At 67.4% G+C, this 12,273-nt stretch carries 12 protein-coding genes; 6 read left to right on the top strand and 6 right to left on the bottom strand.

The features are described from left to right. Nucleotides 1-627 carry an OB-fold-containig protein gene (locus GGR89_RS14960; RefSeq protein ID WP_125976311.1) on the bottom strand — a complete coding sequence of 209 codons (627 nt, stop codon included), beginning with the start codon at nucleotides 625-627 and terminating at the stop codon, nucleotides 1-3. Nucleotides 628-845: 218 nt separating this feature from the next. On the opposite strand from GGR89_RS14960, the gene GGR89_RS14955 reads away from it, so the two are divergent. Continuing rightward, nucleotides 846-1,268, top strand: a complete 423-nt coding sequence (locus tag GGR89_RS14955) for a hypothetical protein (protein ID WP_125976309.1) — start codon at nucleotides 846-848, stop codon at nucleotides 1,266-1,268. On the opposite strand, the gene GGR89_RS14950 is transcribed toward GGR89_RS14955, so the two are convergent. Further along, complete coding sequence (locus GGR89_RS14950) at nucleotides 1,269-2,279, bottom strand: NAD(P)H-quinone oxidoreductase (protein WP_206431080.1); 1,011 nt, start codon at nucleotides 2,277-2,279, stop codon at nucleotides 1,269-1,271. 79 nt (nucleotides 2,280-2,358) lie between these two features. Between GGR89_RS14950 and GGR89_RS14945 the strand changes: the two genes are divergently transcribed. From GGR89_RS14945 to GGR89_RS22810, 3 genes are all read left to right on the top strand, one after another. Continuing rightward, complete coding sequence (locus GGR89_RS14945) at nucleotides 2,359-2,556, top strand: DUF1192 domain-containing protein (protein ID WP_125976307.1); 198 nt, start codon at nucleotides 2,359-2,361, stop codon at nucleotides 2,554-2,556. 138 nt (nucleotides 2,557-2,694) lie between these two features. Next, nucleotides 2,695-5,016, top strand: a complete 2,322-nt coding sequence (clpA, locus tag GGR89_RS14940; protein ID WP_125976304.1) for an ATP-dependent Clp protease ATP-binding subunit ClpA — start codon at nucleotides 2,695-2,697, stop codon at nucleotides 5,014-5,016. Nucleotides 5,017-5,350: 334 nt separating this feature from the next. Next, nucleotides 5,351-5,620 carry a hypothetical protein gene (locus GGR89_RS22810; protein ID WP_342449848.1) on the top strand — a complete coding sequence of 90 codons (270 nt, stop codon included), beginning with the start codon at nucleotides 5,351-5,353 and terminating at the stop codon, nucleotides 5,618-5,620. Nucleotides 5,621-5,639: 19 nt separating this feature from the next. Here the strand turns inward: GGR89_RS22810 and galE are convergent, their stop codons facing one another. After that, entirely contained in the window at nucleotides 5,640-6,638 is a 999-nt protein-coding gene (gene galE / locus GGR89_RS14930) for a UDP-glucose 4-epimerase GalE (protein WP_125976302.1), read from the bottom strand. Nucleotides 6,639-6,706: 68 nt separating this feature from the next. Between galE and msrA the strand changes: the two genes are divergently transcribed. Beyond that, nucleotides 6,707-7,252, top strand: coding sequence for a peptide-methionine (S)-S-oxide reductase MsrA (msrA, locus tag GGR89_RS14925; protein WP_125976300.1), 546 nt, complete (start codon nucleotides 6,707-6,709; stop codon nucleotides 7,250-7,252). A 496-nt stretch (nucleotides 7,253-7,748) separates the two neighbouring features. Here msrA and GGR89_RS14920 read toward each other — a convergent pair whose 3' ends face one another. After that, nucleotides 7,749-8,681: an L-threonylcarbamoyladenylate synthase gene (locus tag GGR89_RS14920; protein ID WP_125976298.1), complete on the bottom strand. Its 933-nt coding sequence runs from the start codon at nucleotides 8,679-8,681 to the stop codon at nucleotides 7,749-7,751. A gap of 48 nt (nucleotides 8,682-8,729) precedes the next feature. On the opposite strand from GGR89_RS14920, the gene GGR89_RS14915 reads away from it, so the two are divergent. Then, the gene (locus GGR89_RS14915; protein ID WP_125976296.1) at nucleotides 8,730-10,424 is read left to right on the top strand and encodes an acyl-CoA dehydrogenase family protein; all 1,695 of its coding nucleotides are present in this window, start codon (nucleotides 8,730-8,732) and stop codon (nucleotides 10,422-10,424) included. A 67-nt stretch (nucleotides 10,425-10,491) separates the two neighbouring features. On the opposite strand, the gene GGR89_RS14910 is transcribed toward GGR89_RS14915, so the two are convergent. Together GGR89_RS14910 and GGR89_RS14905 are read right to left on the bottom strand one after the other, a co-directional pair. Beyond that, nucleotides 10,492-10,974 carry a lyase gene (locus tag GGR89_RS14910; RefSeq protein ID WP_126000987.1) on the bottom strand — a complete coding sequence of 161 codons (483 nt, stop codon included), beginning with the start codon at nucleotides 10,972-10,974 and terminating at the stop codon, nucleotides 10,492-10,494. Between the two features lie 54 nt (nucleotides 10,975-11,028). Beyond that, nucleotides 11,029-12,252 (bottom strand): threonine synthase, encoded by a 1,224-nt coding sequence (locus tag GGR89_RS14905; protein ID WP_125976292.1) that lies wholly within the window; start codon nucleotides 12,250-12,252, stop codon nucleotides 11,029-11,031. Between the last annotated feature and the right edge of the window lie 21 nt (nucleotides 12,253-12,273).

Genomic DNA, 12,273 nt, shown 5'->3' with positions numbered 1-12,273 from the left:
TCACCCCTCCAGACGGGGCAGACGATGGTCGCCCCAGGAAATGGCACGAAAGCCGTCGCCCTCGCGCCGAATCAGGAGGACGCGTTCGCCCTCCTCGAATTGCTGGCCGGACCCGTCGGGCTCGACCATCACATAATGGACCTGGCCATGGGCATCCTGCGTGCGGGCGCGTGCGGGGGACCCGGCCACCGCCCGGCCGATCACGATCTGGGCGGTGGCGCCGACCAGGCTCTCGATCGGCACCGCCGTGCTGTGATCGCGCGGCAGGATCCGCACCACCCCGCGCGCCGCCAAGGCGGACAGCGGCAGTGCCGCCAGCGCCGCGGCGGGCGCCGCGATCCAGCCGCTCAGCGCCGCGCCGCTCCAGTCATGCGCAAGTTGCTGGCCCAGCAGGCCTAGGAGCCCGAAGCTGGCGAGATACAGGATCAGCGAGACCAGCAGCGGCACACGCCCGACGCCCAGCCAGGCGAGCGCGTCGAACGACGCGTCGGCATCGACGTCCAGCTCCGGCGACAGCTCGGCCCATTCGCCGCCCAGCCCCAGAAGCTGGACGATGCCGATCAGCAGCATCAGCACGATCGCCGTGACGAAGGCAACGCTGCCCGGCGCAGTAATGACCTCGAGCACTTCCCCCTCCCGATCCCTCGCAAAGGCTAGCCGCGCCGGACGGTGGAATGAAGCGAAATCGGAAGCGACGCGCCGTAATCCCCTGGCCGCAATGGGAGGGGGCAAGAAGGACTGCGTACTGATAGCGGCGCAGATCGAATCGGCGACCCCACCGCGCTCGCCAGACTCATTTCGTCGCTAAAACGATCAAGCGCCTGAAACGCCGCTAGAATGGCGTCATGCCATTCCAATCGCTGTTCGCCGCCACCCAGGATCTCACCGAAGCCGCCAAGGCGCTTTCTCAGCTAGACCCCCGCCCGACCGCCGCCGCGCTCAACGCCGCGCGCGAGCGCCTGCTCGATGCGATGCGCGTCCACACCCTCACCAAGGACCGCCTGTTGCTCGCCACGCTCCGCGAGAGCGACGATTGCGCGCATCAGGCAATGGCCCGCCGCACCACCGAGCAGGACCTGGAGTGGCGGCAGCGCACGCTCGACCATTGCGCGGCGTGGACGCTGCGCAAGATCCTCGCCGACCCCCACGGCCACCGCGCCGCCGCCCAGCGCCTGCTGCGGCTGTGCGAGCGCCGCGCCGCGCACCAGGAGCAACTGCTGCTGCCGATGGCCGAGGAAGCGCTGCAGCAGCGCCCTCTCGCCGCCTGATCAGGCGGGCTGGTCGGGAATCGTCAGCACGATCTTGCCGACATGCTCGCCCGCTTCCATCCGCCGGTGCGCCTCGGGCGCCTCGTCGAGAGGATAGGTTCGGTCGATGATCGGCCTGAGCTTGCCCTCGGCGACCAGCGGCCAGACATGGCGGCGCAGCTCATCCGCGAGCAGCGACTTGAACTCCACCGAGCGCGGCCGCAGCGTCGAGCCGGTCAGCGTCAGCCGCCGGCGCATCACGTCCCAGACGGGAATCGTCGCGGTCGCCCCGCCCTGCACCGCGATCGAGACGTGGCGGCCATCCTCGGCCAGGCACTGGAGGTTGCGCGCGACATAGTCGCCGCCGACCATGTCGATCACGATCTGCACGCCCTTGCCGTCGGTGAAGGTCTTTACCGCCTCGACGAAATCCTGGGTCTTGTAGTTGATCGCGAGGTCGGCGCCGAGTTTGCGGGCTGCCGCGCACTTCTCATCCGATCCGGCGGTAACTAGGATCGTCAGCCCGAACAGCTTGGCGAGCGCGATCGCCATCGTGCCGATGCCGCTGGTGCCGCCATGGACGAGCACGGTCTCGCCCGGCTGCGCCCAGCCGCGATCGAACAGGTTCGACCAGACGGTGAACAGCGTCTCGGGCAGCGCCGCCGCCTCGACGAGGCTCAGCCCCTCGGGCACGTCGAGGCACTGGCCAGCCGGCGCGACCGCGTATTCGGCATAGGCCCCGCCGGCGATCAGCGCGCACACCTGTTTGCCCAGCAGCGAGTCGTCGACACTCTCCCCCAGCGCGATCACCGTGCCGGCGATCTCCATACCGAGGATCGAGGGCGCACCCGGCGGGGGCGGATATTTCCCCTGTCGCTGCAGCACTTCCGGCCGGTTCACGCCCGCCGCCGCGACTCGCACCAGCACCTCGCCGGGGCCAGGCTTGGGGATCGGTCGTGCCACGGGGACAAGGACTTCGGGGCCGCCCGGCGCATCGGGGTCGATGGCCAGCATCATTTCGGCTGCGATCATTCGGTTCGTCGCTTTTTGGCCTAAGGGGAACTTCGAGGCCTTATTGACATCGACCTCCCCAGGGTCAACGTTTCGTCGCATGGACGCCGACGAAAATCTTCCGCGTCGATCCGACGATCTCGCGGTGCAGCTGGCCAGCCAGGACCTCGACCCCTTTTCGGTGGCCGAACTAGAGGCGCGAATCCTGGTGCTCGAAGCCGAGATCGTCCGATGTCGCGAAAAGATTCAACGCGCCGTTCACCATCGTGCAAGCGCTGACGCTCTATTTAAGAGATGAGCGTCAAGGCACCGGAACTCGGGCGATACGCCACGATCCTCCGGTGCGGGGCCGCAGCGCTTGATGCGGGGCCTGCCACTCCCGACATAGGGGAAGACGGGCTCAGCACCCTTTCGGCCCGACTGGAGTTGTATCCGAATGCCTAGTTTCGCCTCCGCTCTCGAAGCCACCCTCCACAAGGCGCTCGAGGCTGCGTCCTCGCGCCGGCACGAATATGCGACGCTCGAGCATCTCCTGCTCGCGCTGATCGACGACGAACATGCGTCGAAGGTGATGGGCGCGTGCGGGGTGGACCTGGGCGAACTGAAGACCACCGTCGCGCATTATCTCGATACCGAGCTGGAAGCGCTGAAGGTGGACAACGCCACCGATCCCTCCCCCACCAGCGGGTTTCAGCGCGTCGTCCAGCGCGCTATCCTCCACGTCCAGTCCTCGGGCCGCGACGAAGTGACCGGCGCCAACGTGCTGGTCGCGCTGTTCAGCGAGCGCGAGAGCTATGCGGTCTATTTCCTGCAGCAGCAGGACATGAGCCGGCTCGATGCCGTCAGCTTCATCAGCCACGGCGTCGGCAAGGGCGGCACCACGCCCACCGAGGCGAGCACCCCCAAGGGCGCTGCCGAGGAAGAGAAGTCGAACAAGCAGGAGGCGAAGACGGGCAAGGGTGAGAGCGCGCTCAAGCAATTCACCGTCGATCTCAACGAGAAGGCGAAGATCGGCAAGGTCGATCCGCTGATCGGCCGCGCCGCCGAAGTCGACCGCACCGTCCAGATTCTCTGCCGGCGCAGCAAGAACAACCCGCTCTATGTGGGCGATCCCGGCGTCGGCAAGACCGCCATCGCCGAAGGCCTCGCCCGCAAGATCGTCGAGGGCGAAGTGCCCGACGTGCTGAAGGAAGCGGTGATCTACTCGCTCGACATGGGCGCGCTGCTCGCCGGCACGCGATATCGCGGCGATTTCGAAGAACGCCTGAAGCAGGTCGTCTCGGAGCTCGAGAAGCTGCCGCACGCGGTGCTGTTCATCGACGAGATCCACACCGTGATCGGCGCCGGCGCCACCAGCGGCGGCGCGATGGATGCGTCGAACCTGCTGAAACCCGCACTGTCCGGCGGTTCGATCCGCTGCATCGGCTCGACCACCTACAAGGAGTTCCGCAACCATTTCGAGAAGGACCGCGCGCTGCTCCGCCGCTTCCAGAAGATCGACGTCAACGAGCCGTCGGTCGAGGACACGGTAAAGATCCTCGCGGGCCTGCGCTCGGCGTTCGAGCAGCACCATTCGGTGAAGTACACCCCCGACGCGATCAAGTCGGCGGTGGAGCTGTCGGCGCGCTACATCAATGACCGCAAGCTGCCCGACAAGGCGATCGACGTGATCGACGAGGTTGGCGCAATGCAGATGCTGGTGGCGCCGTCCAAGCGCAAGAAGGTGATCACCCCCAAGGAGATCGAGCAGGTCATCGCGACCATGGCGCGGATCCCGGCCAAGACCGTCTCGTCCGACGACACCCGCGTGCTCGCCAATATCGAGCAGGATCTGAAGCGCGTCGTGTTCGGCCAGGACAAGGCGATCGAGGTGCTGTCCTCGGCGATCAAACTGAGCCGTGCGGGCCTGCGCGATCCGGACAAGCCGATCGGCAACTATCTGTTCTCGGGGCCCACGGGCGTCGGCAAGACCGAGGTGGCGAAGCAGCTCGCGACGCTGCTCGGTATCCCGCTCCAGCGCTTCGACATGTCCGAGTACATGGAACGCCACTCGGTCAGCCGGCTGATCGGCGCCCCTCCGGGCTATGTCGGCTATGACCAGGGCGGCCTGCTGACCGACGCGGTCGACCAGAACCCGCATTCGGTGCTGCTGCTCGACGAAATCGAAAAGGCGCATCCGGATCTGTTCAACATCCTGTTGCAGGTGATGGACAATGGCAAGCTGACCGACCACCACGGCAAGACCGTCGACTTCCGCAACACCATCCTCATCATGACCACCAATGCCGGTGCGTCGGACATGGCGAAGGAAAGCGTGGGCTTCGGCGACCTCAGCCGCGAGGACGTGCAGGAAGAGGCGGTGAAGAATCTCTTCACGCCGGAATTCCGCAACCGCCTCGATGCGATCGTGCCGTTCGGCTATCTGCCGACCGAAGTGGTCGCCCGCGTGGTCGACAAGTTCATCCTCCAGCTCGAGCTGCAGCTCACCGATCGCGGCGTGCACATCCAGCTCGACGAGGAGGCCAAGGCCTGGATGACCAAGCGCGGCTACGACAAGCTGTACGGTGCCCGCCCGATGGGCCGCCTGATCCAGGAGAAGATCAAGCAGCCGCTCGCCGAGGAGCTGCTGTTCGGCAAGCTCGTCCATGGCGGCGAGGTGAACGTGAAGCTGAAGGACAATGCGCTGGCGTTCGAGATCACGCCGGCCGCACCGAAGAAGCCCAAAAAGGGCAAGAAGGAAGCGCCGGCGGACGTCTGAGCCTTCCCCGCTTCGGGAAACAGTATCGGCCCGGGGGAGCGATCCCCCGGGCCAATTGCGTTGTTTGTGTGCGGAACGACAGGGGCTAGGCTCCCGCCACGCGCGCGTCAGGCGTGCATCGGGGGAAACGCATGACCGCCATCGCACTGATCGCCGTGCTGCTCGCGGCAACGGACCCATCCGCTGCCGATGCACTGACGGCGGAAATCAGCGCGCTCGATACAAGGGTCTTCGACGCGTACAACCGCTGCGACCTGCCCGCTTTCTCCAGCTATTTCGATCCCAAGGTCGCCTTCTACCACGACAATGGCGGGCGACCTTCGGCCGCGAGGCGATGGTCGACGGCGTGCGCAACTATATCTGCGGCAAGGTGCGGCGCGAGCGGATCGACACCTCGTTCCGCGTACATCCGATCAAGGACTATGGTGCGATCGAGGAAGGCGAGCATCGCTTCTGCGAACTGGCGACAGGCCGCTGCGAAGGCATCGCCAAGTTCGTGATGGTCTGGGCCAAGCAAGACGGCGCTTGGCGGATCACGACCGTGCTCAGCTACGGCCACCGCGCGGCGACACCGGACGAGCAGCGGGGCGTCGCCGGCAAATAGCAGCCGCGAAGGCCGCTGCCTATCGCCCCCGTTCGGCGAGCTTCCGCTCCCAGGCGAGCGCATCGCGGACGATCTCGCCCAGATCAGCGTGCTTGGGCCGCCAGGGCAGCGCCGCGAGGATCGCGCTGTTGTCCGCCACCAGCGCGTCGGGATCGCCGGCGCGGCGTCCTTCCAGCTTGCGCTCGATATGAAGGTTGGTCACACGATCCACCGCGTCGAGCACCTCGAGCACCGAGAAGCCACGGCCATAGCCGCAGTTCATTGTGTGGCTTTCCTGCGGCCGCGCGATCAGCAGATCGAGCGCGTCGACATGCGCGGCGGCGAGGTCGCTGACATGGATATAGTCGCGCACCCCGGTACCGTCCGCGGTCGCGAAGTCGGTGCCGAACACGCTGACATGGTCGCGCTTGCCGGTCGCCGCTTCCACCGCGACCTTGATCAGGTGGGTGGCGCCCGCGGTCGACTGGCCGCTGCGCCCCTTCGGATCGGCACCCGCGACGTTGAAATAGCGCAGCGCGCAGTAATTGAGCGGATGCGCGGCGGCGACGTCCTTGAGCATGATCTCGGTCATCAGCTTGGACATGCCGTACGGATTGATCGGCTGCTTGGGCGCATCCTCCCGGATCGGCACCTGGTCGGGGATGCCATAGGTCGCCGCGGTGGACGAGAAGATGAAGTGGCGCACGCCTTCCGCCACCACGCTTTCGAGCAGCGCACGGCTGGCAACGGTGTTGTTGCGATAATATTTGAGCGGGTCGCTCACCGATTCGGGCACCACCACCGATCCGGCGAAGTGCATCACCGCGATCACGCCATGCTCGCGGATCGCGCCGCGCACCGCCTCGGCATCGTCGATGTTCGCCACCACCAGCGCCGCGCGCGGATCCACCGCCCAGTCGAAGCCGGTCACCAGATTGTCGACCACCACCACGCGCCAGCCGGCGTCGAGCAAGGCCAGCACCGCATGGCTGCCGATATAGCCTGCCCCACCCGTCACCATCACCGCACCGTCGCGCATCACGTCATCCTCTTTGTTCCGCCCCGGCTCCACCCTATCTTGGCGGTTCAAGCAAGGAGTTCCTGGTAATGACAATCGAAACGGCGACGCTGGCCGGGGGTTGCTTCTGGTGCACGGAAGCGGTGTTCAACGACGTGATCGGCGTGCAGGGCGTCGAAAGCGGCTATATCGGCGGCACCAAGGAAAACCCGACCTACAAGGAAGTCTGCACCGGCGAGACCGGCCACGCCGAGGCGATCCGCGTCAGCTTCGATACCGATGTGGTCAGCTATGGCGAGATCCTCGACATCTTCCTCGCCACGCACGACCCGACCCAGCTCAACCGCCAGGGCAACGACATCGGCACCCAGTATCGCTCGGCGATCTTCCCGCATTCGGCCGAGCAGGAGCGCGAGGCGCTGGACGCGATCGAGCGTGCCCGTCCCGACTGGCCGCAGCCAATCGTCACGTCGATCGAGCCGCTGGGCGAATGGTGGCCGGCCGAGGCGTATCACCAGGAATATTGGCAGGGCGAAGGCCAGCGGAACCCCTATTGCCTGGCGGTGATCCCGCCCAAGCTCCGCAAGCTGCGCAAGAGCTTCGCCAACCGCACGAAAGAGGGCGCAGCCGCGTAAGGCCGCGCCCTCCCACGGGGGTGTTCGAGACCGCGGCCGGCTTGCGAGGCTGGCCGCGGAACGAAGGCGCGGTGCTGCGGGGGCAGTTCTACGCCATTCGGGTTCCGCTCTCGTCTGCTGGCCCGGCCCTCCTGCGCGCGGACCGGAACGGGCGACGGCGGCGCGGACGATCGTCCAGCAGTTGCCGCGTCGCTCGTCTTTGTTGCGCAAGCTATACGACGCGCCGGAACCTAGACGCTTCGCGGCGCCTGTAAAGGCAAGATCGTATACAGCCTACCCAAAATGAGACTTTATTGCATAATCATCCAGTTTGGATCGACAATGCCGAAGACAAACGATTGGCTGACGGGTCAGGCCGATCAGGTCAGTCCAGTCATGACCAACTTCACCTCTTGCGCCGCGCGAAAGCCCTATTTTAGCGGATGATCGTATACCGATCTGTTGAAGTTCCGTATCTTACCAGTATCTAGTCCGACAAGATGAAGTGGCGGCGGGCTTATGGTCGTGGGTGCGCCGCACGCGCCAAGCGATCCTGAATGGCCAGACCAAGACCGTGCAGCGGCACCGCCGCAATGGCGATCCGCGGCCGATTGGACGCGTCGGCGCGGTGGAGCGCATCGAACAGCCGCGCGGCCGCTTCGCGCAGGTCGCCCGTGGCGGAGAGCGTGTCGTCGCCGACGATCACGCCGAAGCCGATCAGCCATTCTCCCGCCTCGGCACGCACGGCACCCAGCCGCACCGGCTTGGACGGCGCATAGTGGCTGGCGAGTTGCCCCGGCGCGGTGATTGCCCCCGGCGTCGCGCCGCTACTATAGCCAGGGAGCTGCTCGGCAGTGACCGGCCCCGGCCGCAGGATGCGCCGCGTGGCCGGGTCGACGATGGTGGACTCGATGCCGTCCGTGGTCGCGCCGTCGTCGATCACCAGCGGGATGCGGCCGGCAAGGCTCGCCGCGACATGGGCGGCCCGCGTCGGGCTGATTCCGCCACTGGCATTGGCCGACGGCGCGGCGAGCGGGCGCCCGCTCGCGCGGATCAGCCCCTGCATCGCGCGGTGATCGGGCATGCGCAGCGCCACCGTCGCGAGCCCGGCGGTGACCAGGCTGGCGACCGGCGAGCCCTCCGCCAGCGGCAGCACCATGGTCAGCGGCCCCGGCCAGAAGCGCGCCGCCAGCGCCCGGGCTTCGTCGCCGAACCGCGCGATCGTCTCGGCCATCGCCATGTCGGCAACGTGCACGATCAGCGGGTTGAACGAGGGGCGCCCCTTGGCCGCGTAAATCCCCGCGACGGCATCCGAATCGGTCGCGTCGGCGGCGAGCCCGTAGACGGTTTCGGTCGGCACCGCGACGCATTGACGTGCGCGAATCAGCGCCGCCGCTTCGCCGAGCGCGGCCTCGCCGTAGGGTAAGATGCGCGGATTTGCTGGGGTCACCGGCAAGGCGCTATAGTGCTAGCAACAAGATCACAAGAGAGAGGCCTGATGTTCACCCCCGCCACCGCCGAGCAGCGCTTCGTGCTCGACCATATCGTCCGCCTGTCCGAGATCAGCGCAGAGGCCACGCCCGACCTGCTCGATGCCGTGCTCGACGGCGCCGGCCAGTTCGCCGCGGGCGAATGGGCACCGCTCGAACGCTTGGGCGACACGGAGGGCGCACGCTGGACCGAGCAGGGCGTGACGATGCCGGAAGGCTTCGCCGCCGCCTATCGCGCCTATGTCGAGGGTGGCTGGGGCACGATCGGCTCGCCCGCCGAGCATGGCGGCCAGGGGCTGCCGGTGAGCCTGTCGGTGGCCGTCCTCGAGACGCTGGGCACCGCGAACATGGGCTTCTGCCTCTGCCCGGTGCTGACCGTCGGGGCGGTCGAGGCGCTGCACCACCACGGCTCGCCCGAGCAGCAGGCGCAGTATCTGCCGAAACTGGCGACCGGCGAATGGACCGGCACGATGAACCTCACCGAGCCCCAAGCGGGCTCGGATGTCGGCGCAGTGAAGACCAGGGCCGAACCGGCGGGCGACGGCACATGGAAGATCAAGGGCACCAAGATCTACATTTCGTTCGGCGACCACGACATGGCCGACAATATTGTCCATCTGGTGCTGGCCCGCACCCCGGGTGCGCCGGCGGGCACCAAGGGCCTGTCACTGTTCCTGGTGCCCAAATACCGGCTCAAGGACGACGGCACGCCGGGCGATTTCAACGACATCAAGGTCGTCTCGATCGAGCACAAGATGGGCCTGCATGCCTCGCCCACCTGCGTGCTGAGCTTCGGCGACCATGACGATTGCATCGGCGAGCTGATCGGCCCCGAGCTGGGCGGGATCCGCGCGATGTTCACGATGATGAACAACGCCCGCCTCAACGTCGGCCTGCAGGGCGTCCAGGTCGCCGAGCGCGCCACCCAGCGCGCGGTCGCCTATGCCCGCGAACGGGTGCAGGGCTATCGCGGCGGTGCCCCCGCCGCGATCATCGAGCATCCCGACGTCCGCCGCATGCTGCTGCGGATGAAGGCGCAGACCCAGGCGGCGCGGGCGCTGGTCTATTACGCCTTCGGCCAGCTCGATCGCGGCCGCGCCGGGGACGCGGAGGCGGACAAGCGCGTCGAGCTGCTCACCCCGCTCGCCAAGGCGCACGCGACCGACCTCGGCAACGAGGTCGCGAGCCTCGGCGTGCAGGTGCATGGCGGGATGGGCTATATCGAGGAGACCGGCGCCGCCCAGCATTTCCGCGACGCCCGCATCACCCCGATCTACGAGGGCACCAACGGCATCCAGGCCGCCGACCTGGTCGGCCGCAAGCTGAGCATGGACAATGGCGCGACATTGCTCGGCCTGCTGGCGGACATGCGCGCCGAGGCCGAGGATGCGGGCCTGCGGTCGCTGATCGACGCCTGCGAGGACGTCGGCCGCAACCTGCTGGGCAGCGATGCCGACGACCGGCTGGCGGCGAGCTATCCGTTCCTGACGATGCTGTCGGTCGCGGTGTGCGGCTGGCTGATGGAGAAGAGCGGCCGGCTGGCGGCGCAGAGCGACGGCGAGCCCGGTTTCCTGAAGATGAAGCAGGCCGCAGCCCGCTTCTATGTCGAACAGATCGTGCCCGAGGCGCTCGGTCTGCGCGCGGCGGCGATGGCGAAGGCGGCGGTGCTGTACGCGATGGAGGCGGAGGCTTTCGCGGCTTGAGGGGCTTGGTGGAGTAATCCTCCACCGCCAGGGGGAGGTGCCGCCGCAGGCCTGACGGAGGGGGAGGTCAGAGATTCGCTCTCGGCTCAGCGCGCAGGCAGGCCGCCAATGCGTCGGCGGCAAGCTTGTCCGCGAACGCGTTGTCGGACGGTTCCGCCCAGACGCGCAGATCCTCGATCAGCGAGGGATGCGCGCAAAGCGCGGCCGCCTCCAGCATGGGTGGGGTAATGGTGTTCCCGCGCAGGGCTTCCTGCACGAACGGCAATGCGAGTCCGGGATCGCGGCTTGCCAGCCCCAGCGCGGCCTCCGCTCGGATGACTGCGTCTTCGTCTCTCGCAGCAACAAGAAGAACCGCTCGCACCGCAGGCGTATCGCCTCCCTCCTGGCTCAGGAGCATGGTGGCCCAGTCGCGGTTTGCGCGATCCGCATCCCGCGTGAGTTCGATGAGGAGATTGAGGTTGGCCTGCGCAAGGGGGCCGTCGGCAAGCGTCACCTCTTCCGCGATAATGCCCTTCAAGAAGTCTGACGGAGGCTCATAGCGTTCGTACACCTGTGCACGCTGCCATGACACTACACGCCCTTCAAGCAAAAGGGCTTCATCTCCTCACAACGCCGCCAGATCCCCCACCGCATCCTTGTCCAGCCACGTCCCCGCCTCCGGCAACGGGTATTTCAACCCGGTCGCGCAGTTGAACAGCACGGTCCGCTCCTTCGGATCGACCAGCCCGTCCCGCATCGCCTGCCGATAGGCCGCCAGCGTCGCTCCGCCCTCGGGGCAGAGCAGCAGCCCGTCCTTGCGCGCGCAGTCGTCCACCGCCTGCAGGATTGCGGGATCGCCCACCGCCAGCGCCCGCCCGCCGGACTCGCGCACCGCGCGCAGGATCAGGAAGTCACCCACCGCGCGCGGCACGCGGATGCCCGCCGCGACCGTCGCGGCATTTTCCCAGCGCTCGGCATGCTCCTCGCCCGCCTCGAAGGCGCGGACGATCGGCGCGCAGCCCGATGCCTGGACCGCATACATCCGCGGCCGCTTCGATCCGATCCAGCCGAGCCGCTCCAGCTCGTCGAACGCCTTCCACATGCCGATCAGCCCGGTGCCGCCGCCGGTGGGATAGAAGATCGCGTCGGGCAGCTCCCAGCCGCACTGCGCGGCGAGCTCCAGCCCCATCGTCTTCTTGCCCTCGATCCGGTACGGCTCCTTGAGCGTCGAGAAATCGAACCAGCGCCCCTCCGCCGCCCCGCGCCCGACGATCGCCCCGCACTCGTCGATCTGGCCGTTGACCCGGTAGACCCGCGCCCCCTGCGCGGCGATCTCGCGGACGTTCACTTCCGGCGTCTCTTCCGGGCAGAGGATCACCGTCTCGATGCCGCAGCGCGCGGCATAGGCGGCGAGTGCCGCGCCGGCATTGCCGTTGGTCGGCATCGCAATGCGCGTGACGCCCAGCTCGCGCGCCATGCTCACCGCCATCACCAGCCCGCGCGCCTTGAACGAGCCGGTCGGCAGCCGGCCTTCGTCCTTGACGATCGCACCCGGCCCCCCGGACTTGGGAATGTCGATCAGCGGCGTCTCGATCTCGCCGAGCGAGACGATGCTCTCCGCCCGCCGCACCGGCAGCAGTTCGCGCCAGCGCCACAGATCCGTCGGCCGCGCCGCCAGCGCCTCGCGAGTCAGCGCCGCGCCCACCCCCGCCAGATCATAGCGCACCAGCAGCGGCCGCCCGACGCGCGAGAGCCCGTGCAGCTGGTCCGCCGCATAGGTCTCGCCCGTCATCGAGCATTCGAGATGGGTGACGAAGCTCGGCCGCGCGGCCGTGAGATTGTCCTGCATGCGCGGCAGCTTAGGAACCGC

Origin of the sequence: Sphingomonas trueperi (assembly GCF_011927635.1) — a bacterium.
Lineage (GTDB): Bacteria > Pseudomonadota > Alphaproteobacteria > Sphingomonadales > Sphingomonadaceae > Sphingomonas > Sphingomonas trueperi.
This window is presented reverse-complemented; position numbering and strand designations above follow the sequence as displayed.

Coding starts and splice junctions, on each gene's coding strand:
- GGR89_RS14955 (WP_125976309.1), top strand. CDS start 846: ATGCCATTCCAATCGCTGTTCGCCGCCACCCAGGATCTCACCGAAGCC.
- GGR89_RS14950 (WP_206431080.1), bottom strand. CDS start 2,279: ATGATCGCAGCCGAAATGATGCTGGCCATCGACCCCGATGCGCCGGGC.
- GGR89_RS14945 (WP_125976307.1), top strand. CDS start 2,359: ATGGACGCCGACGAAAATCTTCCGCGTCGATCCGACGATCTCGCGGTG.
- clpA (WP_125976304.1), top strand. CDS start 2,695: ATGCCTAGTTTCGCCTCCGCTCTCGAAGCCACCCTCCACAAGGCGCTC.
- GGR89_RS22810 (WP_342449848.1), top strand. CDS start 5,351: ATGGTCGACGGCGTGCGCAACTATATCTGCGGCAAGGTGCGGCGCGAG.
- galE (WP_125976302.1), bottom strand. CDS start 6,638: ATGCGCGACGGTGCGGTGATGGTGACGGGTGGGGCAGGCTATATCGGC.
- msrA (WP_125976300.1), top strand. CDS start 6,707: ATGACAATCGAAACGGCGACGCTGGCCGGGGGTTGCTTCTGGTGCACG.
- GGR89_RS14915 (WP_125976296.1), top strand. CDS start 8,730: ATGTTCACCCCCGCCACCGCCGAGCAGCGCTTCGTGCTCGACCATATC.
- GGR89_RS14905 (WP_125976292.1), bottom strand. CDS start 12,252: ATGCAGGACAATCTCACGGCCGCGCGGCCGAGCTTCGTCACCCATCTC.